We start from the raw sequence: 24,493 nt of genomic DNA on the forward strand, positions 1-24,493 counted from the left end.
GACCATTTTGCAAGAGGAAATGCCCGCTTATTCCTGGGTGAGCCGGCTTTGGCACGCCTACAATGCAGGCATGAAAACCGCTCTTCGCCTTCTACTTGTCGCTGCACTCGCAGCGCTGCCGCTGGCTGCGGCCATGGCTCAAACGCCGGCGACCGATTCCGCGACCCCGGCGCAGGCGAAAAAGCCGGTCGGTCCGGCGCGGCCGGACAAGAAGATCGAGCGCATTCGCACCGAGGATGCCGGCACGCGCATCGACGAGTTGCGGGTCGGCGGCGAAACCCAGAAAATCACGGTCCAGCCCAAAACCGGCGGCGCGGCTTACGAAGTCAAGCCGGCCGAAGGCGCACGCGGCGCGGCGCCCGCCGCCGCCAGCAACGACACCAACGGTTCACGCGTCTGGAACGTGCTGAAGTTCTAATTCCTCCTTTCTTTTTTTTCCAGTACAGGGTTCAGTTTCACGCATGGCCGTCTTTACCGAAGTCTCGTTTGACGAGGCTGCAGCGTTCTTGCGCTTTTTGAATTTGGGGCAACTGCAGAACATCAAGGGCGCTGCAGGCGGCATCGAAAACACCAATTATTTTGTCGATACCGATCAGGGCCAGTACGTGCTGACGCTGTTTGAACGCCTGACCTTCGAGCAGTTGCCGTTTTACCTGCACCTGATGAAGCATCTGGCAACGCGCGGCATTCCCGTGCCCGATCCGGTGGCCGATGCCAAGGGCCATATCCTGCACCGCCTCAAGGGCAAGCCGGCCGCCGTGGTCAACAAGCTGCGCGGCCACAGCGAACTCGCGCCCACACCGCTTCACTGCGCCGGCGTCGGCGAAATGCTGGCCCGCCTGCACCTGGCCGGGCTGGACTACGAGCGCCAGCAGCCCAATCTGCGCGGCCTCGCCTGGTGGAACGAAACCGTGCCGGTGGTGCTGCCTTTCCTGCTTGACGCGCAGCGCAGCCTGATCCTGGGCGAGCTGGCCTACCAGAACCACATTGCCGCCTCGTCCGGCTACCGCAGCCTGCCGCGCGGCGTCATCCACGCCGACCTGTTTCGCGACAACGTGATGTTCGCAAACGGCCAGCTGACCGGGTTCTTTGATTTTTACTTTGCCGGCTGCGACACGTTCTTGTTCGACATCGGCATCTGCCTCAACGACTGGTGCATTGATCTCGAAAGCGGCAGGCTCGACACCACGCGCGCCGATGCATTCATGGCGGCCTACCAGACGGTGCGGCCGCTGACCGCGCAGGAACGCACCCTGCTGCCCGCCCTGCAGCGCGCCGGCGCCTTCCGTTTCTGGCTTTCGCGGCTGTGGGATTTTCACCTGCCGCGCGATGCCGCCATGCTCAAGCCCCACGATCCCGGCCATTTCGAGCGCGTGCTGCGCGAGCGGCTGGCGCATCCCTATCTCCTGTAACCCACCCGCAAACCCGGGTCATGCATCCGGCCTCATGCCATGAAATTGAACATTGTTCCCGCCCGCACGGGCCTGACCTGGGTCAAGCTGGGCATCACGACCTTCATCAGGCAGCCGCTGGCCATGTCGGGTCTGTTCTTCATGTTCATGGCGATGCTGTCGGTCGCCACGCTGGTGCCTTTCATCGGCGCTGCGCTGGCGCTGGCCCTGCTGCCCGCCGCCACGCTGGGCCTGATGGCCGCCACCCAGGAAGCCACCAAGGGCAAGTTCCCGATGCCTTCCATTTTGATCAGCGCCTTTCGTGCCGGCCAGCAGCGCATGCGGGCCATGATGGTGCTAGGCGCGCTGTATGCCGCAGGCTTCCTGGCGCTGATGGGCATTTCGGCCCTGGTCGATGGCGGGCAGTTTGCCAGGCTCTACCTGGTAGGCGGCAAGATCACCGAAGAACTGGTGCTGCAGGACAGCTTCCAGATGGCCATGTGGGTCGCCATGGCCCTGTACCTGCCGCTGTCGCTGCTGTTCTGGCACGCACCGGCACTGGTCCACTGGCACGGCGTGTCGCCGGTCAAGAGCCTGTTCTTCAGCTTCATCGCCTGTTATAAAAACTTTGGCGCTTTCACCGTGTTCGGCCTGGCCTGGGCTGGCGTTTTCGTGCTGGCAGCCATCGTGGTGTCGCTGATTGCCACGCTGCTGGGCAACCCGATGCTGGCCACGGTGGCCATGTTTCCGGTGGCGCTGGTGATCGTGGCGATGTTCTTCACCTCGATTTACTTCACCTTCCGGGACAGCTTTTCCGAGACGGATGAGCCCGTGCCCGACGAGCTTTCATGATCCCGTTGCTTCCTGGCGCCTAGATCACCGTCAGCTTGGCCACGCTCAGCGCCAGCCATTTCACGCCATGGCGGGTGAAATTGATCTGCGCCCTGGCATCGTCGCCCGTGCCTTCGAGCATCTGCACTTTGCCTTCGCCGAACTTGGCGTGAAACACCTTCATGCCGCTTTTAAGCCCATGCGAGGGCGCGCTCTTCTGCGCTGGCACCGGCGGGCTGGCAAAGCGTTCGGCATTGCCAGATTTTGAATGAAATCCGCTTCCAGCCCAATCCCCACGCGCGCCACCAGATCCTGAATTACTAGCACCACTCCAGTTGCCCGAGCCGGAACCCAGGCCGGAGGCAAAACCCCTGTTTCTCGGCGTGATCCACTTGAGCGCCGACTCGGGCAGTTCGTCAAAAAACCGGCTCTTGAGGTTGTAGCGCGTCTGGCCGTGCAGCATGCGGGTCTGCGAATGGCTCAGGTACAGCCGCTTCCTGGCCCGCGTGATGGCGACGTACATCAGCCGGCGTTCTTCCTCGATGCCGCCTGCGTCGTTCAGGGCGTTTTCATGGGGAAAGATGCCGTCTTCCAGCCCGGTGATGAACACGCAGTCAAACTCCAGCCCCTTGGACGAATGCACCGTCATGAGCTGCACCGCATCCTGGCCGGCCTGCGCCTGGTTGTCGCCGGATTCCAGCGCCGCATGCGTCAGAAAGGCCACCAGCGGCGACAGCGTTTCGCCGGTCTCCAGATCGGGGGCCAGTTGTTCGGGCGAAGGTTTGTCCAAGACGGCGGCGGACATGTCCAGCCCCTGGCTGGCTGGCGATTGGCTCAAGTTCACGCCCAACTCATCGACCGGCAGCGCGACCGCGTCCCGGCCAAAGCCTTCCTGGCTCACAAAGGCCTCGGCGGCGTTCACGAGTTCGGCCAGATTCTCCAGCCGGTCCTGGCCATCCTTGTCGGTTTTATAGTGTTCTTCGAGCCCGCTGTGCTTTAGCACCAGTTCGATGATTTCGCGTAGCGTGCAGCCGGCGGTCTGCTCGCGCATCACGTCCAGTTTGGCCACGAATGCACCCAGGTTGGCGCCCGCCTTGCCGGGCACCGCGCTCACGCCGTCATGCAGCGAACAGCCCGAAGCGTTCGAAATATCCTGCAGTTGCTCGATGGTCCGGGCGCCGATGCCGCGCGGCGGAAAGTTCACCACGCGCATGAAGCTGGTGTCGTCGTGCGGGTTGTCCAGCAGACGCAAATAGGCCAGCGCATGCTTGATTTCGGCGCGCTCGAAAAACCGCAGGCCGCCGTACACGCGATAGGGAATGCTGGCATTGAACAGCGCGCTTTCCATCACCCGGCTTTGCGCATTGCTGCGGTACAGCAGCGCGATTTCCTTGCGCTCTGTGCCGTCCCGCACCAGTTGCCTGACCTCATCGACAAACCATTGCGCCTCGGCAAAATCGCTGGCTGATTCATACACCCGCACCGGCTCGCCCGGCCCGGCTTCGGTACTCAGATTTTTGCCCAGGCGCTGGGTGTTGTGGCTGATCAGCGCATTGGCTGAATCGAGGATATTGCCGAAGCTGCGGTAATTGCGCTCCAGCTTGATCTGGTGGGTGACATTGAACTCGCGAACGAAGTCGGCCATGTTGCCCACGCGCGCGCCGCGAAAGGCGTAGATGCTCTGGTCATCGTCGCCGACGGCCACCACCGAACCACCGGGCATGGACTCCATCGCGTCCGCGCCCTGCCCGGCCAGCATCTTGATCCAGGCGTATTGCAGCTTGTTGGTGTCCTGGAACTCGTCGATCAGGATGTGGCGAAAACGCCGCTGGTAGTGCTCGCGTATCGGGGCGTTGTCACGCAGCAGCTCATAGCTGCGCAGCATCAGTTCGCCAAAATCGACCACGCCTTCGCGCTGGCATTGCTGCTCGTAGAGGTCGTAGATCTCGACCTTCTTGCGGCTGTTCTCATCGTGCGCAGGCACGTCTTTCGCGCGCAGGCCGTCTTCCTTGCAACCGGCAATGAAACGCATCAAATCCTTGGGCGGAAAGCGCTCGTCATCAATGCCGAACTGCTTGCACAGCCGCTTGATGGCCGACAGCTGGTCCTGCGTGTCCAGAATCTGGAAAGTCGATGGCAGATTGGCCAGCTTGTAGTGGGCGCGCAAAAACCGGTTGCACAGGCCGTGGAAGGTGCCTATCCACATGCCGCGCACATTGATGGGCAGCATGCTTGAAAGGCGAGTCAGCATTTCCTTGGCCGCCTTGTTGGTGAAGGTCACGGCCAGGATGCCGCCGGGCGAAACGTAGCCGTTTTGCAGCAGCCAGGCAATGCGCGTGGTCAGCACGCGGGTCTTGCCCGAGCCGGCCCCCGCGAGAATCAAGGCATGCGTGGCGGGCAGCGTCACCGCCGCCAGTTGCTCTGGATTAAGATTTTGCAGGAGAGGGGATGAAGAAACAGCGTCTGAAAACATCCCCCATTGTAGAAAGCCCCCGATGCCCTTTTTCGCTTCCCTGAAGTCAGCCCCATTTCGATACGGCCTGCTGCTTGCCATGCTTGTGCTGGCTGTCAGCCCGGATGCGCAGGCGCAATCGTTCTGCGCCAGCGACGGCCAGCCCCGGCCGGTACGGCTCATGGAGCGCTTCATCAACGCCGACTGCGGTGACTGCTGGAGCGACCCGGCCACGCCGGTGCCGGGCAGGAATGCCGTCGCGCTGGACTGGGTCATTCCCGGAAGCCTGGGTGACGATGCGCCGCTGTCCGCCGTGGCAACGCGCGATGCGCTGGCCCGGCTGGAAGCGCTAAAGGAAAGCGTGCCGCTCAAAACCACGACGGCCCGGCATGCCATCAAGGGCATCCAGGGCGCCAGTCTGCGCGTCGCCCACGGCTTGCCGGTGTCTGGTTATCTGGGCGCGTCCATCGAACTCAAGCCGATTTCGTCAGCGGCCAGGCAACCCTTGAACGCCTGGCTGGCGCTGGTTGAAACCCTGCCGGTGGGCCTTGAAGGCTCGCCGGTGGAGAGAAATCTGGTCAGAAATGTGCTTACGCGCACATGGGACGGGCGCAAGCAGCTATCAAAAGATGAGCAAAACAGATTGTTTGAAACCCGTTCGATGAACATCGCACCGGCGGCCAGCCCGGACCGCCTGCGCGTCATCGGCTGGGTCGAGGATGAAAAGGGCCGGGTGCTGCTAGCGGCGCAATCGCGTTGTGCTGTGCTGCACCTTGAAACGAGAAGCGCAAGGCCATCAAACACGCCTGTAAGGATATTGCCGCCAGCGCAGCCTGCCGGGCATGCAAGCCCCTAGAATCAGTCACCGGGTCCAAGCAATTGCACCCGGTTTTTTTGTGGGTGCCTTGACCTCTGCGGTCACGTCTGCCAGCAAAAACCGGCCATTCCAAGCGCCCTCTGTTCATCAACAGCCTTTTTTCTGGAGCTTGGGAAAATCATGGAAATCTTCGACTACGACAACATCCTGCTGCTGCCACGCAAATGCCGCGTGGAAAGCCGCGCCGAATGCGACGCCAGCGTGACGCTGGGCCAGCGCAGTTTTCGCATCCCGGTGGTGCCGGCCAACATGAAGACGGTGGTCAACGAAGACATCTGCGTCTGGATGGCGCAAAACGGCTACTTCTACGTCATGCACCGCTTCGACCTGGACAATCTGCAGTTCGTGCGCGACATGAAAGCCCGGGGCGTGTACGCTTCGATCTCGCTGGGCGTGAAGCAGCCCGACTACGACACGGTGGACAGGCTGGTCGCCGAAGGTTTGGCGCCGGAATACATCACCATCGACATTGCCCATGGCCATGCCGACACGGTGCGCAAAATGATCGCGTACCTGAAGAAACATCTGCCCGGATCGTTCGTGATTGCCGGCAACGTGGCCACGCCCGAGGCGGTGATCGACCTGGAAAACTGGGGTGCCGACGCGACCAAGGTCGGCATCGGCCCCGGCAAGGTCTGCATCACCAAGATGAAGACCGGCTTTGGCACCGGAGGCTGGCAGTTGTCGGCGCTCAAGTGGTGCGCCCGGGTGGCGACCAGGCCCATCATCGCCGATGGCGGCATCCGCGAGCACGGCGACATTGCCAAGTCCATCCGCTTTGGCGCGACCCTGGTGATGATCGGCTCCATGCTGGCAGGCCTTGAGGAAAGCCCGGGTCAGACCGTCGAGGTCGATGGCAAGCTGTTCAAGGAATACTACGGCAGCGCCTCGGACTTCAACAAGGGCGAGTACAAGCACGTCGAAGGCAAACGCATCCTGGAGCCGATCAAGGGCAAGCTGGTCGATACGCTGCGCGAGATGGAAGAAGACGTGCAAAGCGCCATCAGCTACGCGGGCGGCACCCGGCTCATGGACATCCGCAAGGTCAACTACGTGGTGCTGGGCGGCAAGAATTCGAATGAAGACCTGATGATGTAACGAAAAAGGCCGCTGCCAACCTTTCGGTTCGCAGCGGCCTTGTGGCTGGAAAACTGATCAATAAATAATCAGCGTTCGCGTGTCAAATTCAGTCGCGGAAGGGCTTGGTGAACTTGCCGCCCGGTTTTTTGGCCGCATCGCGGGGCACGAACACCTTGCCGGCTGGGCGGGCGAAAGCGGGCTTGCGGTCTGCAAAATCACCACGGGGCGCAAAGCCTTCGTTGCCGCCGCCAAAGTTGCGGTCTTCACGCGGCGCAAACGCGGCGTTGCCGCCACCGAAACCACGGTCATCCGGGCGACGGGCATTGCGGTCATTGAAACCCGAACGGTCAGCGTAGTTATTGCCCTGCGGCGCTGCAGGTGGACGACCCTGGAAGGAGCCGCCACGGTCATCACGGTTGCCGCCGAAGCCGCCGCCAGCATTGCCGCCGAAGCTGCCTGCATTGCCGCCGCCAAAGCCGCCACCGGCCGGTTTGCGGCCGCCGAAGCCGCCACGGTCGCCGCCACCGCCGCCGAAGCTGCGCGGGCCGCGGTCATTGCGGTCGCCGCCGAAGTTGCCGCGTGGGCGCTCGGAGGTCGGGGCAAAACGCTGCTGCGGCTCCAGACCGGCAATCACGCTGGCCTTGAGGTTTTGCTGCGTGTAGTGCTCGATGTCCTGGATCTTGCGGCGGTCGCGGAATTCGGCAATCGTGATCGCCTGACCTTCGCGGCCGGCACGGCCGGTACGGCCAATGCGGTGAACGTAATCTTCGGCTTTCATCGGCAGGCCGTAGTTGATGACGTGGGTGATGGTTGGAACGTCCAGACCACGGGCAGCCACGTCGGTAGCCACCAGAATCTGCACGCGGCCGTCACGGAAAGCCATCAGGCGGCGATTGCGCAGGCCTTGGCCCAGCGCGCCATGCAGAGCTACGGCGCTGAAGCCCTCTTGCACCAGGTCATTGGCCAGGCCGTCGCATTCCACCTGCGTGCAGGCAAAAACAATCGCCTGGTTGATGGTGGTGTCGCGCAGCCAGTGGTCCAGCAGCTTGCGCTTGTGCGTCATGTTGTCAGCCCACAGCAGCGACTGGGTGATGGACGCATGCTTTTCATGCGGCGAGTCGATTTCGACGCGCTGCGGCTGGCGCATCACGCGAGTCGCCAGTTGCATGATGCGCGGCGCGAAGGTGGCGCTGAACATCATGGTCTGCTTGCGCTCGATGGTGAGCTGGTTGACTTCGGTCAGGTCGTCGGCAAAGCCGAGGTCCAGCATGCGGTCGGCTTCGTCAACCACCAGGAACTGAACCTGGTCGAGCTTGATCTGCATGCTGCGCTGCAAATCGAGCAGACGGCCGGGCGTGGCCACGACGAGGTCGGCGTTTTGCAGCTTGGCAATTTGCAGCTGGTAAGGAATGCCGCCAACGACGTTGGCAACGCGCAGGCCGCGGCAATGGCGAACCAGGTCGATGGCGTCGGCGCAGACTTGCTGGGCCAGTTCGCGTGTCGGGCAGAGGATCAGGGCGCCGGGGGTGGCGGCCTTGAAGTTGCGCATGTTGGTCGGGTCTTTGCGCTTTGGCTTTTTCAAGGGCGCTTCGCCACGGGCGACGGCCTCGGCGCTCAGGCGTTCAAATTCGGCGCGTTCATTGCGTTCGGCTTCTTCCTGCTGTTTCAGCAGGGTGTGCAGCACGGGCAGCAGGAAGGCGGCGGTCTTGCCGCTGCCGGTCTGGCTGGAAACCAGCAGATCGGTGAATTTTGGCGCTTTCGGGTCGGCGTCCAGGGCTTGCATGGCCTTGGGGATGGTGGCCATCTGCACCGAGGTTGGCTGGGTGAAACCCATGTCGGCGACGGCTTGCAGCAGTTCCTTGGCCAGGCCAAGCTTCACAAAGCCGTTAGGCTCGGCGACAACGGCTTCCAGCGAGGTTGCCACGGCAACAGGCTCGTCGGAAGAGAAGTCAGGAATTACGTGGATTTCCAGGTCGGAAATGGTGTCAAGGGTTTCAGGCGCAAAGTCGCCGCGAGTCTCAAAAGAGTCAGTCATGTTTTTTCTCACTAATCCCCTGCGCGCTTCGTTTTTGGCGAAGGACAGGAAACTCCACCTCCCGCGATGCAGAAGGCTTCGTTCATGGTTAATAAAACATCAACCATCAAACGAATATACGGATCAAGAACAGAATTGCCCTGATGCGGTGACTCCGAAAATAGAGTCCAAAAGTGTGAGGTAGATGTACAAATGCGGTTAGCACGGTGTGCAACTGCAAGCCTTTGATTATGGCATGGCTTACGGGTTTCTACCAGTTAACCTTTTAAAATAAAAGGTCATTACTCCGTGCAATCAGGCTCAAGAGCAGGCGTCAGCGCATGCTTTTACTATCATTTAAATAGTTTGATATGCCCGACCCATATGCGTAAAAGGCCTAAAAAGCATTAAAACTCACTTCAAAAAGTGTTCGCGGTAATGCTCAAGCTCGTCAATCGACTCATGCACATCGGCCAGCGCCGTGTGCTTCTGGTGCTTCTTGAAAGCGCTGTACACCTCGGGCCGCCAGCGTTTGGCCAGTTCCTTGAAGGTACTCACATCCACATTGCGGTAGTGAAAAAAGAGTTCCAGCTTGGGCATGTACTTGGCCAGGAAGCGCCGGTCCTGGCCAATGGTATTGCCACACATGGGAGTCGTACCCTTGGGGACATACTTGGCCAGGAATGCCAGCAATTGCGCCTGCGCATCTTCCTCGGTCACGGTGCTGGCCTTGACCTTGTCGATGAGGCCGCTGCGGCCATGCGTGCCTTTGTTCCATTTGTCCATCTTGCCCAGCAACTCGTCGGACTGATGGATGGCCAGCACCGGGCCTTCAATGCGCGGCGTGAGTTGCGGGCCGGTCACGACCACGGCAATTTCAATGATGCGTTCCTTTTCGGGATCAAGCCCAGTCATTTCGCAGTCCAGCCAGACCAGGTTCTGGTCGGATTTTTTAAGCAAGGGTTCGGTTTCTAGCATCTTGCCATTCTCGCCGATGGTTTATCGCCGATAGCCTAAACTTCCCGCCATGACCGACCACTCCCTTGTATTCACTGCGCTGTTTTCTGCCCTGCTCGTGCTAGGGCTGGTAACAAAGTTCTACCTGGCCACGCGGCAGATTCGCCATGTGGCGCAGCATCGCAACAAGGTGCCCGCCGCTTTTGCATCCACCATCACGCTGCAATCGCACCAGAAAGCCGCTGATTACACGATTGCCAAAACCCGCCTGGGCATGCTGGAGATGGCCTTCGCCGCCGCCGTGCTGCTGGGCTGGACACTGCTGGGCGGCCTTGACACGCTGAACCAGGCATTGATGCGCTCAGGGCTGGCTGACTACGGCAGTTTGCTGCCTCAACTGGTTTTGCTGGCGGCGTTCGGCCTGATCAGCGGCCTGCTCGACCTACCCTTTGCCCTGTACAAGACGTTCCGGCTTGAGGAACGCTTCGGCTTCAACAAGATGACGTTCAAGCTCTGGCTGGCTGACCTGGTCAAATCCACGCTGGTCGGCGCAATCGTCGGCCTGCCCATCGTGGCGCTGGTTCTGTGGCTGATGGGCAGCGCCGGCGAGGGGTGGTGGCTCTGGACCTGGGTCGTCTGGATGGGTTTCAACCTGCTGGTGCTGGTGCTTTTCCCGACCGTGATTGCGCCGCTGTTCAACAAATTCAAGCCGCTGGACGACGAGGCCCTAAAGGCGCGCGTCACGGCCCTGATGCAGCGCTGCGGCTTTGCCGCCAAGGGCCTGTTCGTGATGGACGGCAGCAAGCGATCGGCCCATGCCAACGCCTATTTCACCGGCTTTGGCGCCGCCAAGCGCGTGGTGTTTTATGACACGCTGCTCAAGCAACTCAACCCCTCCGAGGTCGATGCGGTGCTGGCGCATGAACTGGGCCATTTCAAGCACAAGCACATCATCAAACGCATCGTGGTGATGTTTGCCATGAGCCTGCTCGGCTTTGCCCTGCTGGGCTGGGCGTCGTCGCAGGTGTGGTTTTACACCGGGCTGGGCGTCAGGCCAAACCTGGTAGGGGCCAACGATGCGCTGGCCCTGCTGCTGTTCTTGATGGTGGTGCCGCTCTTGAGCTTCTTTGTGTCGCCGGTCATGGCACAGTTTTCGCGCCAGCATGAGTTCGAGGCCGATGCCTACGCCATCTCGCAAACCGACGGCCGGGATTTGCAGAGCGCATTGCTCAAGCTTTACAAGGACAATGCCAGCACCCTCACGCCCGACCCGGTATTTGTCAAGTTTTACTATTCACACCCGCCCGCCTCCGAGCGGCTGGGACGCATGACCCCTTCCCCTGAAAGTGCCGCATCATGAGCCATCCGATCCATCAAAACCGGCGCGCCCTGAGCGCCACCGAAATCGTCACGCAACTAAGCAAGCTCAATGGCGAGCAGGCGCTGGGCTGGCGGCTGATCGACGGCGCGCTGGAGAAAGCATTCAAGTTCAAGAATTACCACGAAACCATCGGTTTCGTGAATGCAGTCGCCTTCATTGCCAATGCTGAAGATCATCACCCAGACCTTGAAGTAAGTTACAGCCAGTGCAAGGTGCGCTTCAATACGCACGATGTCAAGGGCATTTCCGTCAGCGATTTTTTCTGCGCGTCGAAGGTTGACGCTCTGCTGGTTTGAGCAAGCCAAAGCAATCGGCGCGCGCTGGCGCTGCCCCAATTGCGGGGACTCAGCCGGGTCTGGTGGTGGCCGGCTTTGGCCGCCATGTGCTGGTCGAGACCGAATCCGGCCAGCGCCTGATCTGCCATCCGCGCGGCAAGAAAAGCCAGGTTGTCGTCGGCGACCGCATCCGCTGGCTGCCCTCGCAGGACGAAGGCACAATTGAAAAGATAGAGGAGCGCAGCAACTTGTTTTACCGCCAGGACGAGATGCGCACCAAGTCGTTTGCCGCCAACCTGGACCAGATCCTGATCCTGATCGCGGCAGAGCCCGAGTTCTCGGAAAGCCAGTTGACGCGCGCCCTGATCGCGGCAGAGGCCGAGCGCATCAAGCCCATCATTGCGCTGAACAAAAGCGATCTGGCCGAGCCCTTCGGCCGGGCCTGGACCAAGCTCGCGCCCTACCGCGCCATGGGCTACCAGGTGCTGCCGCTGGCGATCAAGCCCAAAACGGCTGCAGCCCCGGCAAACGATGGTCAGACCGCAGAGCTGATGGCCTTGCTGCACGGAAAGAAAACGCTGGTTCTGGGGCCGTCAGGCGCTGGCAAAAGCAGCCTGACCAACCTGCTGGTGCCGCATGCTCGGGTGCTGACGGCCGAGATTTCGCAGGCGCTGAACTCGGGCAAGCACACCACCACCAGCACGACGCTGTACTGGGTCGATGAAGCCCGGACCACCGCGCTGATCGACTCGCCGGGTTTTCAGGAATTCGGCCTGCATCACATCGACCCGATGCAGCTGGCCAACTACATGCCCGACTTCAAGGCGCATGCGCAAGACTGCAAGTTCTACAACTGCACGCACCTGCATGAGCCGGGCTGCGGCGTGATTTCAGAGGTAAAATCAACCGTTAGCGCAAGCAGCATCAGCGCCAACCGCTATCGTTTGTATAGCGAGTTGTTTGACGATCTGTCGCAGACGCGGTACTGAACAACGCGCCGGTACAGCCAGAGTTTCTAACCGAGCAGCCGCGCCAGTGTCAGCAGGGCGAGCAGCACCATCCACAGCACCACCGAACGCCAGACCAGGCCCACGACGCTGCGCAGGTGCGCCACCTCGGGCTCCCGGCCTGGCGTTGCTGCACTGATGACTGCATTGTCGGGATCCAGTCCACCCACCTCGAATTCTTGGGGAATGGAGGGAATCAACACGGCTTTGAGCGCTTCGCCGCCCAAGCGCACGTTGACGGCCCCGGAAGTGGCGGCAAGGATCAGCCCGTCGTTGCGGCTGGCGGTGGCGACGGCTGCGCCGGTGGGGAAACGCTGGGAGTAATTGCGCCAGGCGTCGATGGCATCTTCAAAACTGCCGACCACCGCAAACCCCAGCGAGGTGACGCGAGAAGGCACAAAATCGATGATGCCCCAGGCGCTGTTGGCCACCTGCTGAAGGGCCGGACTGGCACCCTCCCCCGGCGTCCTGCTTTTGTAGGTCCAGTAGCGCGCCACAAATTCGCTCATCCGGTACAGTACCGCCCCGGCAGGCCCCAGCCCCAAGGCAGCCAGCACCGAAAACCAGGCCAGTACGCCAAACACATGGCGATGGGCGGCCAGCACCGAATACTCGATGACGTGACGGACAATTTCACTGCGCGGCAGTTCACTGGCATCGACCTGGCGCCACTGGGCCAGCAGTTCGCGGGCAGTGTCTTCGTCGCCATCGTCCAGCGCATCGCGAATGTCGGTGAAGTAGTGGCTGAACTGCCGAAAACCCAGGGTGACATACAACACCGCCACGCTCCAGGCAACGGCCAGCAGGACGTTGACCTGCCACAGCAGCCAGTGCACCAGCAGCGTGAGCAGCGTGGGAATCATGACGGCGAACAGCCAGGTGATCCAGCCGTGATGGGATTTGCCTGCGTCCAGGCTGCGATGCGCCCAGCGTGTCCATCCCAAAAAACCGGAATGAACCCAGTTGTCACGGGCCAGAGGACGGGCCTGCTCCAGGATGAGTGCAAACAAAACGGCAAAAAAGCTCATGCCAAATCATAACGGCCTCCCGGAGCCGACCCGCAAGCTTTATTGGCTGCGGCGCGCCAGCCAGGCAACAGCTCAGGCGCTGAGGAAACGGTAGAAGTTTCGCAGCATGCCGGCGGTCGCGCCCCAGATGTAGCGTTCCCTGGATTCGCCGCCAGCCGCCTCGTCCATCGGCTCGGTGTAGGGCATGGAAAGCCACTCGCGGAGTACGCCGCCGAACTCGGTTTCGTGGCGCCGGTGGTGCGCAGGATTCATCAAAAACCCAAGCGGCACTTCAAACACATCAGCGACTTCCCCCGGATTGGGTTGCAGCTGAAAGCCCGGCGTGACCAGGGCGACGACCGGCGTGATGATGAAGGCCGAGCCCGTGACATAGGTGGGCAAAGTTCCCAGAACCTCCACATGATGGCGCGGCAAGGCGATTTCTTCCTGCGCTTCACGCAGGGCGGTATCGACCGCATCCCGGTCGGTCTCGTCGGTACGGCCACCCGGAAAAGCGATCTGGCCGGAATGGGTGGACAGGTTCGTGGAACGCTCGGTCAGCAGCAGCATGAGTTCGTCGCGCATCACCAAGGGCAGCAGCACGGCGGCCAGCGCGGGTGGGCGGTCGGAAAACTTCTTTTCGACGCTGTGCTCGGGCGTCCACATGGGCGGATGCCTGAACCTGTCACGCAGGGCTTGCGGCGTGAGCCGGTCCAGCCCGACACCAGCCAGGTGGCTGTCAATTCCCAGTACAGGAATGGAGCGGGGATCAAACAGGGGCAAAGGCAAGGGCTTGACGGGGTTCATGGAGAAACAGGATAACAAGCATGAAAAAAGCCGCTCGGTGGAGCGGCTTTTCAAAGGCAACAGGAGTTTTTACGCAGCCTGTACGGGCTGCACGGCTTTGACAGCCTTGACGCCCAGTTTTTCCTTGATACGTGCCGACTTGCCGCTGCGGCTACGCAGGTAGTACAGCTTGGCACGACGCACATCACCCTTGCGCTTGACTTCAATCTTGGCGATCAGCGGGCTGTACACCTGGAAAGTGCGCTCGACGCCTTCGCCATTGGAGATTTTGCGAACGATGAAGCTGGAGTTGAGGCCGCGATTGCGCTTGGCAATCACAACACCTTCAAAAGCCTGCAAACGCTTGCGGGTACCTTCAACCACGTTCACGCTCACGATGACGGTGTCGCCAGGAGCATAAACAGGAATGGTTTTGTTCAAGCGGGCAATTTCTTCCTGCTCAAGAGTCTGGATCAGATTCATGATTTTTCCATCTAACTAATTTCGTTCATGCACGCGCTACGCTAAAGACCGCAAATCCATGGATTCATTTGAAAGAAAAATCAGATGGTTGCAGTGGCCGCCAGAGGACCGAAAAGCCTTTGATTATAGCAATTCAGGAATCGAGGTCAGGATTTTTGGGCAAATCAGCCAGGAAGGCCTCATCGCTTTTGCTCAAATGCCCTGCCCTGCGGGCGGCCCGAACCAGTTCCGGGCGCTGGCGCTGGGTCAAGGCCAGCCGCTGCTGGCGCCGCCAGCGCTCGATGTGCGCATGGTTGCCGGACATCAATTCTGGCGGTACCGACTGGCCGCGCCAGGTTTCCGGGCGGGTGTAGTGCGGGCAGTCCAGCAAGCCGTCAAGCGCGGGGTTGAAGCTGTCCATCTGGTGACTGCCTTCATCGTTCAAGACTCCGGGCTGCAGCCGCGCCACAGCGTCCAGCAAGGCCATGGCGGCGATTTCGCCGCCCGACAGCACGAAGTCGCCCAGGCTGATCTGGTGGTCCACATGCGTGTCGATAAAACGCTGGTCAAGGCCTTCGTAGCGGCCGCAAATCAGCACGGCGCCGCTGCTGCTGGCTGACCAGCGCTCGACGCTGGCATGACTCAGCACCGTGCCAACCGGGGAAAAAAGAACTGTGGGCGCATCAGGCGCACCGCAAGCGGCGCGGTCAGCGCGAATGCTTTCAAGGCACAGCGTCAGCGGCTCAGCCAGCATGACCATGCCCGGACCGCCGCCAAAGGGACGGTCATCGACCCGCCGGTAATTGCCATCGGCAAAATCGCGCGGATTCCAGAGCCTGACCTCGACCAGGCCGGATTCGTAGGCACGGCGCGTCACACCGCTCGTCAGGAACGGTGAAAAAATCTCGGGAAACAGGGTGATGACATCAAAGCGCATGGAAAACTACTTTGAGCACTGAACAAAAGACTGAATGCATCAGGGCATGGCGCCATGACGCAGAACATCAATAGTCGGGTTGCCAGTCAACGGTGATGCACTTGCCGGCGATGTCAACTTTATCGACATAGGCTGCGACAAAAGGAATCATGCGTTCGGCAGTTGCGCTGGTGCCGTCTTCCTGGGTGCTGGTGTATTCGACGCACAGCACCGAATGAGGGCCGGTCGCCATCAGGTCGCGTACGCAGCCCAGGGCGACGCCTTCACGGTTGAGCACGTTCAGGCCGATCAGATCGACCCAATAATATTCATCGGCGGAAGCAGCCGGAAAGCTGCTGCGCGAGAGAAAAATCCGGGTGCCGCGCAAGGCTTCAGCCGCATCGCGGTCGTCAAGACCGGAAAATTTGGCAACCACTGCGCCGGAATGGATTTTGGCCTCGTCCACTTTCAGCGAGACCGTCCCCGAAAAAAGGCTGAAACCCGGCCGGAACTTGACGTCAGGCGCCTGCAAGTACCAGGTTTTAGCTGAAAAGAGTGCTTCCGGATCCGTGCTGTGCGGCTGAATCTTGACCCAGCCCTTGACACCCCACGCATCCAGAATGCGCCCAACCTCAAGCGCGTCGTCAGGCAGGCTGGACGAAGTCAAGCCCAGGGACGATTGAAGGCCAGGCAGCATCAAAAATTCCTGGAAATCAGGCAGCTACTTCAGCAGCAGCAGCAGCAGCAGGCGCAACCACCGTGGCGCCGCCCTGCTTGATCAGGCGCAGAACGGTTGGGGATGCCTGGGCGCCGACACCGATCCAGTGGGTCAAACGGTCTTGCACAATGCGCAGGCCTTCTTCGCCGCCTTTGGCAATCGGGTTGTAAAAACCGATGCGTTCGATGAAGCGACCATCGCGGCGAACGCGCTTGTCAGCCACAACGATGTTGAAAAATGGACGGTGTTTGGAACCGCCGCGTGAAAGCCGGATGACGACCATGATTTATCCTTGGGTGGCGGGGTAAAAGTACCCCAAATATTCCTGCAGCGCTTGAGACACACGACATGGCCACCCGGCCAGCGAAATGCTGCAAAGCCTGCGATTATATCCCGCCGGTCGGCACTGCGCCGTTTTGAGTCGAAAATCGCTGCGCTTATTCATGCCTCCGGGGGCAGGCTCCAACATTTTCAACCCTTCATCCAGCATGCCCCTCATACGCCCCAGCCGCGACGAAGACATTCCCGCCATCACCGCCATTTACGCCCGCCATGTGCTGCACGGCACCGGCACGTTTGAAACCGAGCCGCCCGCAACCAGCGACATGGCCGTCCGCCGTGCCGACGTACTGTCCAAGGGACTTCCCTACCTGGTTGCCGAGCAGGACGGAAAGATTCTGGGCTTTGCCTACGGCAACTGGTTCAAGCCCCGTCCAGCCTACCGATATTCGGTGGAGGACTCGATTTACCTTGCGCCAGACCTGCAGCGCAAGGGCCTGGGCCGCGCCTTGCTGGCTGAACTGCTGGCGCGCTGCGAGGCGGCGGACATTCGCAAGGTCATGGCCATCATCGGCGATTCGGCCAACGCCGGGTCGGTGGGGGTTCACCTGGCCCTGGGTTTCAGGCAGGTCGGCATCGTTGAGTCCTGCGGCTGGAAATTCGGCGCCTGGCGACACGGAACCGCCGCCAGAACGGCCCGCCTCATAATCCAGCGCATGCACACTGCTCCTCAGAAAAACAAAACTCTTGCCGCCTGGCTGGCTTTCATCGGTGGCCAGCTTGGCCTGCACCGCCTGTACCTGTATGGCTGGAAGGACTTGTGGGCCTGGGCGCATCCGGTTGTTGCGGCACTGGGCTGGTGGGGCGTCGAACGGGTGCGGATGTACGGCCAGGACGATCACCTGGCCTGGGCGCTGATTCCCTTGCTGGGCTTCACGCTGGCTGGCACCGCGCTGACAGGAATCTATTACGGTCTGATGCCGCCTGAAAAATGGAATGCCCTGCATAATCCCGCCGCGCCCGAAGCCGTTGCCGGCAACACCAACTGGCTGACGATGGGCGCCATCGTGTTTGCCTTGCTGTTTGGCACCATCGCCCTGATGTCGAGCATTGCTTTCAGCTTCCAGCGTTATTTCGAATACCAGGTTGAAGAGGCGAAAAAAATCAGCCAGTAACATGCAGAACCCCAAGCAGATCAACGCACTGGACCGGCGCCGCCTGCTGCTCGGCAGCCTGGCGGGTCTTGCCGGGTTGACGGGAATGGCGAGCTGGACCGGCGACGCGCACGCCCTCCCCGCCAGGACGTTGATGTTTCCACGCGACAGAGGTTCTCATCCCGACTTTCGCACCGAGTGGTGGTACATCACCGGACACGCCACTTCCCAGGCAGCAGACCAGCGCACCTTCGGTTTTCAGCTCACCTTTTTTCGCTCGCGTGTCGATGGCACGCAAGGCATGGCTTCTGAATTTGCGGCCAGGCAGTTGCTCTTTGCGCATGCCGCCATCACCGACGTGCAGGGTAAAAAACTCTGGCACGACCAGCGCATCGCCCGCGCCGGCTTCGGCGTGGCCTCTGCCAGCGAGCAGGACATGGCCGTCAAGCTGCGCGACTGGTCGCTGAAGGCCGACGGCGGACGCTACACCGCAGAGCTGCCAGCGACCGGCTTTGCGCTCAGCCTACAGTTTGAGGAAACACAAAGCGTGCTGCTCCAGGGCAAGCAGGGTTTGTCGCGCAAAGGCCCTGAAGAAAAACAGGCCAGCTATTACTACAGCCAGCCCCAGTTGCTTGCAAAAGGCAGCCTGCAGGTCAAGGAGCAGACTTTCGCAGTCACCGGCAAGGCCTGGCTGGACCACGAGTGGAGCCAGGAACTGCTGCACCCCAGCGCCGTCGGCTGGGACTGGATCGGCATGAACCTGGACGATGGCAGCGCGCTGACCGCGTTCAGGCTGCGCGACAAGGAAGGCAACGCGGTCTGGGCTGGCGGCTCCTTCAGGTCAGCCCAGGGCGAACTGCGTATCTTCAACCCCAGCGAGATTTTTTTCAAAGCAGGACGAAGCTGGAAAAGCCCGCTGACGCAAATCACCTACCCGGTGCAATGGGTGGTGCGCACGCCTGCGGAGTCCTATACCGTCAAGGCCGTGATCGACCACCAGGAACTCGACAGCCGCAGCTCCACCGGGTCGATTTACTGGGAAGGCCTGAGCGAGCTGCAGGACAGCCGGGGCCGGCGCGTGGGCACGGGCTACCTGGAAATGACAGGCTACGGACAGGCGTTGCGGCTGTAGCAAGGAATGCCTGCCGGCGCAAGCCAGCCTTGACGCCGTTCACGCCCGACGCGCAAACCTTGCCAGCTAAAGCCATCATGCCCTGTGTTTCAAGCCGATGCCTGAGCATGCGCTGCCTCCTTGCACAGCAAACTGGCCAACTCGCCAAGGGTCTTGAGCGCCGCCTCGAAACGCGCATCCCCGGGATGGCCATAGTTCAGGCGCAGGCAGTGGGCAAAGCGCCTGTCCGCCGAAAACAGGTGGCCGGGAGCGATGCTGATGCGCTGCGACAGCGCCATTCGGTGCAATTGCAAGGCATCCACCTGGGGCGGCAGTTCCAGCCACAAAAAATAGCCGCCCTCCGGCCGCGTGACGCGCGTCCCGTCCGGAAAATGCCGGGCGATCAGGCGCAGCGCCAGGGCCTGCTGACCAGCCAGCGCCTGGCGCAACTGGCGCAGGTGCCGCTCATAGCTGCCGCGCTCCAAATAGTCCGACAGCGCCATTTGCGACGGGATGGCGGTGGACAGCGTGCTCATCAGCTTGAGGCGCTGAATGTCTGAGGCAAAGCGCCCGGCGGCCGTCCAGCCCACGCGGTAGCCGGGTGCCAGGCATTTGGAAAACGAACTGCAGTGCATCACCAGTCCCTTGCGGTCATAGGCCTTGGCCGGTGGCGGGCGGCGCAGGCCGAAATACATCTCGCCGTACACGTCATCCTCGATCAGCGGCACCTCATGGCGGGCCAACAGCTCGACCATCGCCTGCTTGCTGCTATCGGGCATCAGGCTGCCCAGCGGGTTCTGGAAGTTGGGCATGAACCAGCAGGCCTTGACCGGATGGCGCTGCAGCACCTCGGCCAGCGACGCCAGGTCCACGCCGCTGCGTGGATGGGTGGCCACCTCGACGGCGCGCAGGTTCAGGCGTTCCAGCGCCTGAAGGGCGGCATAAAAGGTGGGCGATTCCACCGCCACCACATCGCCCGGCTGCGTGACAGCCTGCAGGCACAGGTTCAGCGCTTCCATGGCGCCGTTGGTGATGACGATCTCGGCCAGCTCCACACCAGTGCCTTCGACGCCGTAACGCAAGCCGATCTGGCGCCGCAACTGCTCGTCTCCCAGCGTGAGATCCTGCACCATGCGCCGCGCATCGAGCCGGCGCATGGCCGGCGTGAGGCTGCGCGCCAGTCTGTCGAGCGGAAACAGCGCCGCGCCCGGAAAGGCCGATCCCAGCGGCGCCACATCGAGCTGGCGCGTCGAGCCCAGCACGTCGAACACCAGCTCGCTGATTTCCACGCGGGTGGTTTGCGGCACGGGAATGGCAATGCCCGGCTCGGCCTGGGCGGGCAGGCGCAGCGCATTGACGTAATAGCCCGAACGCGGCCGTGCATGCACCAGTCCCCGGCCCTCCAGCAGGTAATACGCCTCGAACACGGTGGACGGGCTGATGCGGCGGCTGGCGCAGGCCTGGCGCACCGAAGGCAGCCGGTCGCCGGGGCGCAAGGCCTGGGTGCGGATCAGCTCGCCGATCTCGTCGGCATAGCGCTCGTAGCGTTTGAGGGTCACAACTGATATGGTTTTTTTTAAGGAAACTGCATCTTACGCATCAGATGGGACTTCGGCACAGTAGCAGCCAACCCATCAAGTCCTTCACGAATCCCATGAATCCCTCCAGAAAAGTCATTCCCATCGCCGTGGCCAGCAGCGGAGCAGCCGCCGCCTCGCTGTTTGCCTACGAGGCACCGAACAAGATTTATGCGCGCGCCGTCAGCGGCTGGTTCGCCGCCTGGCGCTGGGCAATGGTCTGGATCACCCAGCTTGTGTTTTACGGCTTGCCGTGGCTGCAATGGAATGGCCGTCAGGCGGTGCTGTTCGACCTGGAAGGCCAGCGCTTTTTCCTGTTCGGGCTGGCGCTGTATCCGCAAGACCTCATTTACCTGACGGCGCTCCTGATCGTGTCGGCGCTGGCGCTGTTTCTCTTTACCGCCGTGGCCGGGCGGCTGTGGTGCGGCTTTGCCTGCCCGCAGACGGTGTACACCGAGATATTCATGTGGGTCGAGCGCAAAACGGAAGGCGACCGCATCGCCCGGATGCGTCTCGATGCCGCGCCCTGGTCAGTGCAAAAGCTGGCGCGCAAGGCAGCCAAGCAAACCCTGTGGGTCGCCATCAGCCTGTGGACGGGCTTTACGTTTGTCGGCTACTTCACGCCCATCCTCACGCTGGCCGCGTCAACGGCCGTCTGGAGCGCCGGCCCCTGGGAGGTGTTCTGGGTGCTGTTCTACGGCACGTTCACCTACGGCAACGCGGGCTACCTGCGCGAGCAGGTCTGCAAGCACATGTGTCCGTATGCGCGCTTTCAGGGCGCGATGTTCGACCGCGACACGCTCATCATCGGCTACGACAAGGCGCGCGGCGAGTCGCGCGGCTCGCGTCCGCGCAGCGCCGACGCCAAGGCGCTGGGGCTGGGCGACTGCATCGACTGCACCTTGTGCGTGCAGGTCTGCCCGACCGGCATCGACATCCGCAACGGCCTGCAGAGCAACTGCATCGGCTGCGCGGCCTGCATCGACGTGTGCGACTCGGTCATGGACAAGATGAACTACCCGCGCGGGCTGATCCGCTACTCGACGGAAAACGCCCTGGCCCACGGCTGGAGCCGCGCCGAACTGCGCCAGCACATCGTGCGCCCACGGGTGCTGGTCTATGGCGCGCTGCTGCTGGTGGTGGCGGGCGTCCTGGTCGCCAGCATTTCCCTGCGCAGCCCGTTCCGCGTCAACGTCATCCGCGACCGGGGCGTGATGGCCCGCACGGTCGCAAACGGCGTGGCCGAGAACGTCTATCGGCTGCAGGTCATGAACGCCACCGAAACGGCGCAGCGCTATCGCGTGGACATTCAGGGGCCGCATGGCATGGCGCTGGCCCAGCCGGTTGACATTGAACTGCAGCCCATCGAAGAGCGCTATGTTCCCGTCACCGTCAGGCTGCCGGGCGCCGCCGCGATGGCTCTGGCGGGCCAGAAGCTGCCCCTGCGTTTTGAAGTCAGGCAACTGGCGGACAGCGGGACAGCCGCAGAGGTTCTGGAGGACAGCACTTTCTGGGTGCCCCGGTAACCGCCCACACGCCAGCAGGTTTGCGCCCGGCGCAGGACAATGGCAGACATGAAAGCACTCCACACCATCGCCCTGTCCATGCTCGATCTGGTCGCGGTCCGCGAAGGCGGCACGGTCGCCGACGCGCTGGCGATTTCGCTGCGCACCGCCCAGCATGCCGAGCGCCTCGGATTTGTCCGCTACTGGCTGGCCGAGCACCACAACATGGCCGGCATCGCCAGTTCGGCCACCGCCGTGCTGGTCGGCTATATCGCTGGCGGCACCCGCACGATGCGCGTCGGTTCGGGCGGCGTGATGCTACCCAACCATGCGCCACTGGTAGTCGCCGAGGCCTTCGGCACGCTGGCCGAGTTGTACCCGAACCGCATCGACCTGGGCCTGGGCCGCGCGCCCGGCACCGACCAGGCCACCATGCGCGCACTGCGGCGCGAGCGCACCGAGACCGCCGATGACTTCCCCCAGGACGTGGCCGAGTTGCAGCGCCTCCTGGGGCCGGCGCAGCCCGGCCAGCGCCTGATCGCCATGCCGGGCGCGGGCACCAATGTGCCGATCTGGCTGCTCGGCTCCAGCCTGTTTTCAGCGCAGCTGGCGGCCGAGCGCGGCCTGCCCTATGCGTTTGCCTCGCATTTCGCGCCACGCCTGTTGCTGCAGGCGATTGCCCTGTACCGCCAGAATTTCCGCCCGTCGGCCACCTTGGCCAAGCCTTACGTGACGATTGGCGTGCCGCTGATTGCCGCACCCACCGACGAGGAGGCCGAGTACCTGGCCAGCAGCACCTACCAGCGCGTGCTCGGCATCCTGACCGGCGATCGGCGCGGCCTGCAGCCGCCGGTGGAAAATTTCCTGGCCCAGCGGGATCCGCAGGAACGCGCCGCCATTGACGACTTCCTGGCGGCTGCCGTGATTGGCGGTCCACAAACCGTGCGCGACGGCCTGAGCGCGCTGGCGCAGGCCACCGATGCCGACGAGTTCATGCTGGTCTGCGACATCTACGACCCGGCCTTGCGGCTGCGCTCGCTGGACATCGCCGCAGCCGCGCACGCAGCCTGAGCCCCTGCCCTGTCTGCCGGGCGGCCTTTCAGTGCGCGCCTGCCGCAGCGTCGGCACTGCCCGCCCCTGCTTGCGCCGGCCGCGTCAGGTACACCAGCGGAATCAGCAGCAGGAAAATCAGCGCGGACACGTAGAACACGTCGTTCGCCGCCAGCATGTAGGCCTGCTGGTCCACCAGGCGGTTGATCGTGCCCAGCGCTTGGTCCGGCGTCAGCCCCGCGCTGGCCAGGCCGGACAAGGCGCTGTTGGCGGCCGGGCTTCCCGGATTGACGAATTCGCTGAGCTGCGCATGGTGCATGGCGGCGCGGTCCTGCCAGATAGTGGTGGCAATCGACGTACCGAATGAGCCCGCCGTGATCCGCACGAAGTTCGACAGGCCCGAGGCGGCCGGAATCTTGTCATGTGACAGGCCCGACAGCGTGATGGTCATCAGCGGGATGAAAAAGCAGGCCATGGCCACGCCCTGGATCAGCGTCGGAATCAGGATGGTGGCCATGTCGGCCTGGGTGTTGAAGTTCGAACGCATCCACAGCACCAGCGCAAACACGGCGAAGGCAACAGCGGCAAAGTGGCGCGGGTCGGCCTTGCCGATGTTCTTGCCGACCAGCGGCGACAGCAGCAAGGCCATGAGCCCGACCGGCGCCAGCACCATGCCGGCCTGGGTCGCCGTGTAGCCCATGTACTGCTGCAGCCACAGCGGCAGCAACACCACATTGCCGAAAAACAGGCCGTAACCGACTGACAGGGCGAGCACGCCGGCCCAGAAGTTGCGCTTCTTGAACAAGCTCAAATCCACCACCGGATGCTCTTCGGTCAGCTCCCAGATCACAAAGGCTATCAAGCCCACCAGCGCCACAATGCCCAGCGCAATCACCTCGCCGGAGTGAAACCAGTCCAGCTCCTTGCCCTTGTCGAGCATGATCTGCAGCGCGCCGACCCAGATCACCAGCAGCGCCAGGCCAATCGAGTCAATCGGCAGCTTGCGGGTCTGGCTTTCGCGCTTGTGAAAAATGCTCCAGGTGATGAAGGCCGCGCCAAAGCCGACCGGAATGTTGATGTAGAAAATCCACGGCCATGAGATGTTGTCGGTGATCCAGCCGCCCAGCAGCGGCCCCATGACGGGCGCGACCAGCGTGGTCATCGACCACAGCGCCATCGCCAGCCCAGCCAGTGCCTTCGGATAGCTCGACAGCAGCAGCGCCTGCGACAGCGGAATCATCGGCCCGGCCACCAGCCCCTGCAGCACGCGGAAAAAGATCAGCGTCGTCATGTTCGGAGCCAGTCCGCACAGCCAGGAAGTCAGCACGAACAGCAGGATGCTGGCCGTGAACAGCCGCACCTGGCCGAAACGCTGCGACAGCCAGCCGGTGAGCGGAACGGCAATCGCATTGGCCACGCCAAAACTGGTGATCACCCAGGTGCCCTGGTTCGGGCTGACGCCCAGGTCACCGGCAATGGCCGGCAGCGACACATTGGCAATCGAGGTGTCAAGCACATTCATGAAGGTGGCCGCCGACAGCGCCAGCGTGCCCCACAGGCGGGCCGAGCCGGTCAACGGCGGCGGCGGAAGAAAGTCAGATGCGGAGGTGGGTGCGGAAGCCATGAAAACCTTAAAAACCTGGTGCGGACCGACTCGGGGAAG

23 protein-coding genes and 1 pseudogene are annotated in these 24,493 nt (G+C 62.1%); 13 read left to right on the top strand and 11 right to left on the bottom strand.

Annotation, left to right across the window (positions count from 1 at the left end):
- The first annotated feature begins 70 nt into the window (after window positions 1-70).
- Genes ABLV49_RS13210 through ABLV49_RS13220 form a run of 3 tightly spaced genes read left to right on the top strand, consistent with a single transcriptional unit; the run spans window position 71 to window position 2,243 of the window.
- Window positions 71-418 (top strand): hypothetical protein, encoded by a 348-nt coding sequence (locus tag ABLV49_RS13210; protein WP_349277040.1) that lies wholly within the window; start codon window positions 71-73, stop codon window positions 416-418.
- Between the two features lie 43 nt (window positions 419-461).
- Window positions 462-1,412 (top strand): homoserine kinase, encoded by a 951-nt coding sequence (locus ABLV49_RS13215; RefSeq protein ID WP_349277042.1) that lies wholly within the window; start codon window positions 462-464, stop codon window positions 1,410-1,412.
- A gap of 39 nt (window positions 1,413-1,451) precedes the next feature.
- Window positions 1,452-2,243 carry a BPSS1780 family membrane protein gene (locus tag ABLV49_RS13220; protein ID WP_349277044.1) on the top strand — a complete coding sequence of 264 codons (792 nt, stop codon included), beginning with the start codon at window positions 1,452-1,454 and terminating at the stop codon, window positions 2,241-2,243.
- A gap of 19 nt (window positions 2,244-2,262) precedes the next feature.
- On the opposite strand, the gene ABLV49_RS13225 is transcribed toward ABLV49_RS13220, so the two are convergent.
- Window positions 2,263-4,695 (bottom strand): UvrD-helicase domain-containing protein, encoded by a 2,433-nt coding sequence (locus tag ABLV49_RS13225; protein WP_349277046.1) that lies wholly within the window; start codon window positions 4,693-4,695, stop codon window positions 2,263-2,265.
- 79 nt (window positions 4,696-4,774) lie between these two features.
- Between ABLV49_RS13225 and ABLV49_RS13230 the strand changes: the two genes are divergently transcribed.
- Window positions 4,775-5,530, top strand: coding sequence for a hypothetical protein (locus tag ABLV49_RS13230; RefSeq protein WP_349277048.1), 756 nt, complete (start codon window positions 4,775-4,777; stop codon window positions 5,528-5,530).
- Between the two features lie 141 nt (window positions 5,531-5,671).
- A complete protein-coding gene (locus tag ABLV49_RS13235; RefSeq protein WP_349277049.1) occupies window positions 5,672-6,649 on the top strand; it encodes a GMP reductase in 978 nt (325 codons plus the stop codon).
- 88 nt (window positions 6,650-6,737) lie between these two features.
- Here ABLV49_RS13235 and ABLV49_RS13240 read toward each other — a convergent pair whose 3' ends face one another.
- Together ABLV49_RS13240 and orn are read right to left on the bottom strand one after the other, a co-directional pair.
- Window positions 6,738-8,666, bottom strand: coding sequence for a DEAD/DEAH box helicase (locus ABLV49_RS13240; RefSeq protein WP_349277051.1), 1,929 nt, complete (start codon window positions 8,664-8,666; stop codon window positions 6,738-6,740).
- A gap of 393 nt (window positions 8,667-9,059) precedes the next feature.
- Complete coding sequence (gene orn / locus ABLV49_RS13245; RefSeq protein WP_349277053.1) at window positions 9,060-9,623, bottom strand: oligoribonuclease; 564 nt, start codon at window positions 9,621-9,623, stop codon at window positions 9,060-9,062.
- Window positions 9,624-9,672: 49 nt separating this feature from the next.
- Here orn and ABLV49_RS13250 point away from each other — a divergent pair, with 49 nt between their 5' ends.
- Genes ABLV49_RS13250 through rsgA form a run of 3 tightly spaced genes read left to right on the top strand, consistent with a single transcriptional unit; the run spans window position 9,673 to window position 12,247 of the window.
- Window positions 9,673-10,962 carry a M48 family metallopeptidase gene (locus tag ABLV49_RS13250; protein WP_349277055.1) on the top strand — a complete coding sequence of 430 codons (1,290 nt, stop codon included), beginning with the start codon at window positions 9,673-9,675 and terminating at the stop codon, window positions 10,960-10,962.
- Window positions 10,959-11,279, top strand: coding sequence for a 4a-hydroxytetrahydrobiopterin dehydratase (locus tag ABLV49_RS13255; RefSeq protein WP_349277056.1), 321 nt, complete (start codon window positions 10,959-10,961; stop codon window positions 11,277-11,279). The genes ABLV49_RS13250 and ABLV49_RS13255 overlap by 4 nt, the downstream gene beginning before the upstream one ends.
- Window positions 11,276-12,247, top strand: coding sequence for a ribosome small subunit-dependent GTPase A (rsgA, locus tag ABLV49_RS13260; protein ID WP_349277058.1), 972 nt, complete (start codon window positions 11,276-11,278; stop codon window positions 12,245-12,247). Before ABLV49_RS13255 ends, rsgA begins: the two co-directional genes overlap by 4 nt.
- 26 nt (window positions 12,248-12,273) lie before the next feature.
- Here rsgA and ABLV49_RS13265 read toward each other — a convergent pair whose 3' ends face one another.
- The 6 genes from ABLV49_RS13265 to rpsP all read right to left on the bottom strand — a co-directional run bounded on the left by ABLV49_RS13265 (window position 12,274) and on the right by rpsP (window position 16,437).
- Window positions 12,274-13,293 carry a CobD/CbiB family protein gene (locus ABLV49_RS13265; RefSeq protein ID WP_349277060.1) on the bottom strand — a complete coding sequence of 340 codons (1,020 nt, stop codon included), beginning with the start codon at window positions 13,291-13,293 and terminating at the stop codon, window positions 12,274-12,276.
- Window positions 13,294-13,365: 72 nt separating this feature from the next.
- On the bottom strand, window positions 13,366-14,079 hold the full coding sequence (locus ABLV49_RS13270; protein ID WP_349277062.1) for a CoA pyrophosphatase: 714 nt from the start codon (window positions 14,077-14,079) through the stop codon (window positions 13,366-13,368).
- Window positions 14,080-14,148: 69 nt separating this feature from the next.
- Entirely contained in the window at window positions 14,149-14,541 is a 393-nt protein-coding gene (rplS, locus tag ABLV49_RS13275) for a 50S ribosomal protein L19 (RefSeq protein ID WP_011800865.1), read from the bottom strand.
- Window positions 14,542-14,674: 133 nt separating this feature from the next.
- On the bottom strand, window positions 14,675-15,457 hold the full coding sequence (gene trmD / locus ABLV49_RS13280) for a tRNA (guanosine(37)-N1)-methyltransferase TrmD (protein ID WP_349277065.1): 783 nt from the start codon (window positions 15,455-15,457) through the stop codon (window positions 14,675-14,677).
- Between the two features lie 67 nt (window positions 15,458-15,524).
- On the bottom strand, window positions 15,525-16,133 hold the full coding sequence (gene rimM / locus ABLV49_RS13285; RefSeq protein ID WP_349277067.1) for a ribosome maturation factor RimM: 609 nt from the start codon (window positions 16,131-16,133) through the stop codon (window positions 15,525-15,527).
- A 16-nt stretch (window positions 16,134-16,149) separates the two neighbouring features.
- Window positions 16,150-16,437, bottom strand: coding sequence for a 30S ribosomal protein S16 (rpsP, locus tag ABLV49_RS13290; protein ID WP_349277068.1), 288 nt, complete (start codon window positions 16,435-16,437; stop codon window positions 16,150-16,152).
- A gap of 205 nt (window positions 16,438-16,642) precedes the next feature.
- Between rpsP and ABLV49_RS13295 the strand changes: the two are divergent.
- The 3 genes and pseudogenes from ABLV49_RS13295 to ABLV49_RS13305 form a co-directional block, all read left to right on the top strand.
- Window positions 16,643-17,107: pseudogene (locus ABLV49_RS13295) on the top strand (N-acetyltransferase family protein); the annotation flags it as partial.
- 42 nt (window positions 17,108-17,149) lie between these two features.
- A complete protein-coding gene (locus ABLV49_RS13300) occupies window positions 17,150-17,608 on the top strand; it encodes a hypothetical protein (protein WP_349281713.1) in 459 nt (152 codons plus the stop codon).
- A gap of 1 nt (window position 17,609) precedes the next feature.
- Complete coding sequence (locus ABLV49_RS13305) at window positions 17,610-18,719, top strand: carotenoid 1,2-hydratase (protein WP_349277070.1); 1,110 nt, start codon at window positions 17,610-17,612, stop codon at window positions 18,717-18,719.
- Between the two features lie 89 nt (window positions 18,720-18,808).
- Here ABLV49_RS13305 and ABLV49_RS13310 read toward each other — a convergent pair whose 3' ends face one another.
- Window positions 18,809-20,257, bottom strand: coding sequence for a PLP-dependent aminotransferase family protein (locus tag ABLV49_RS13310; protein ID WP_349277072.1), 1,449 nt, complete (start codon window positions 20,255-20,257; stop codon window positions 18,809-18,811).
- 95 nt (window positions 20,258-20,352) lie between these two features.
- Between ABLV49_RS13310 and ccoG the strand changes: the two genes are divergently transcribed.
- Window positions 20,353-21,801: a cytochrome c oxidase accessory protein CcoG gene (gene ccoG / locus ABLV49_RS13315; protein WP_349277074.1), complete on the top strand. Its 1,449-nt coding sequence runs from the start codon at window positions 20,353-20,355 to the stop codon at window positions 21,799-21,801.
- Between the two features lie 39 nt (window positions 21,802-21,840).
- A complete protein-coding gene (locus ABLV49_RS13320; protein WP_415838129.1) occupies window positions 21,841-22,851 on the top strand; it encodes an LLM class flavin-dependent oxidoreductase in 1,011 nt (336 codons plus the stop codon).
- 28 nt (window positions 22,852-22,879) lie between these two features.
- Here the strand turns inward: ABLV49_RS13320 and ABLV49_RS13325 are convergent, their stop codons facing one another.
- Window positions 22,880-24,454, bottom strand: coding sequence for a DHA2 family efflux MFS transporter permease subunit (locus tag ABLV49_RS13325; RefSeq protein ID WP_349277078.1), 1,575 nt, complete (start codon window positions 24,452-24,454; stop codon window positions 22,880-22,882).
- Window positions 24,455-24,493 lie beyond the last annotated feature (39 nt).

The sequence above is a fragment of the Polaromonas hydrogenivorans genome (assembly GCF_040105105.1).
GTDB lineage: Bacteria > Pseudomonadota > Gammaproteobacteria > Burkholderiales > Burkholderiaceae_C > Polaromonas > Polaromonas hydrogenivorans.

Excerpts from the sequence above, each read along its gene's own strand:
- ABLV49_RS13210 (WP_349277040.1), top strand. The coding sequence starts at position 71 with ATGAAAACCGCTCTTCGCCTTCTACTTGTCGCTGCACTCGCAGCGCTG.
- ABLV49_RS13215 (WP_349277042.1), top strand. The coding sequence starts at position 462 with ATGGCCGTCTTTACCGAAGTCTCGTTTGACGAGGCTGCAGCGTTCTTG.
- ABLV49_RS13220 (WP_349277044.1), top strand. The coding sequence starts at position 1,452 with ATGAAATTGAACATTGTTCCCGCCCGCACGGGCCTGACCTGGGTCAAG.
- ABLV49_RS13225 (WP_349277046.1), bottom strand. The coding sequence starts at position 4,695 with ATGTTTTCAGACGCTGTTTCTTCATCCCCTCTCCTGCAAAATCTTAAT.
- ABLV49_RS13230 (WP_349277048.1), top strand. The coding sequence starts at position 4,775 with ATGCTTGTGCTGGCTGTCAGCCCGGATGCGCAGGCGCAATCGTTCTGC.
- ABLV49_RS13235 (WP_349277049.1), top strand. The coding sequence starts at position 5,672 with ATGGAAATCTTCGACTACGACAACATCCTGCTGCTGCCACGCAAATGC.
- ABLV49_RS13240 (WP_349277051.1), bottom strand. The coding sequence starts at position 8,666 with ATGACTGACTCTTTTGAGACTCGCGGCGACTTTGCGCCTGAAACCCTT.
- orn (WP_349277053.1), bottom strand. The coding sequence starts at position 9,623 with ATGCTAGAAACCGAACCCTTGCTTAAAAAATCCGACCAGAACCTGGTC.
- ABLV49_RS13250 (WP_349277055.1), top strand. The coding sequence starts at position 9,673 with ATGACCGACCACTCCCTTGTATTCACTGCGCTGTTTTCTGCCCTGCTC.
- ABLV49_RS13255 (WP_349277056.1), top strand. The coding sequence starts at position 10,959 with ATGAGCCATCCGATCCATCAAAACCGGCGCGCCCTGAGCGCCACCGAA.
- ABLV49_RS13265 (WP_349277060.1), bottom strand. The coding sequence starts at position 13,293 with ATGAGCTTTTTTGCCGTTTTGTTTGCACTCATCCTGGAGCAGGCCCGT.
- ABLV49_RS13270 (WP_349277062.1), bottom strand. The coding sequence starts at position 14,079 with ATGAACCCCGTCAAGCCCTTGCCTTTGCCCCTGTTTGATCCCCGCTCC.
- rplS (WP_011800865.1), bottom strand. The coding sequence starts at position 14,541 with ATGAATCTGATCCAGACTCTTGAGCAGGAAGAAATTGCCCGCTTGAAC.
- trmD (WP_349277065.1), bottom strand. The coding sequence starts at position 15,457 with ATGCGCTTTGATGTCATCACCCTGTTTCCCGAGATTTTTTCACCGTTC.
- rimM (WP_349277067.1), bottom strand. The coding sequence starts at position 16,133 with ATGCTGCCTGGCCTTCAATCGTCCCTGGGCTTGACTTCGTCCAGCCTG.
- rpsP (WP_349277068.1), bottom strand. The coding sequence starts at position 16,437 with ATGGTCGTCATCCGGCTTTCACGCGGCGGTTCCAAACACCGTCCATTT.
- ABLV49_RS13300 (WP_349281713.1), top strand. The coding sequence starts at position 17,150 with ATGCACACTGCTCCTCAGAAAAACAAAACTCTTGCCGCCTGGCTGGCT.
- ABLV49_RS13305 (WP_349277070.1), top strand. The coding sequence starts at position 17,610 with ATGCAGAACCCCAAGCAGATCAACGCACTGGACCGGCGCCGCCTGCTG.
- ccoG (WP_349277074.1), top strand. The coding sequence starts at position 20,353 with ATGAATCCCTCCAGAAAAGTCATTCCCATCGCCGTGGCCAGCAGCGGA.
- ABLV49_RS13320 (WP_415838129.1), top strand. The coding sequence starts at position 21,841 with ATGGCAGACATGAAAGCACTCCACACCATCGCCCTGTCCATGCTCGAT.
- ABLV49_RS13325 (WP_349277078.1), bottom strand. The coding sequence starts at position 24,454 with ATGGCTTCCGCACCCACCTCCGCATCTGACTTTCTTCCGCCGCCGCCG.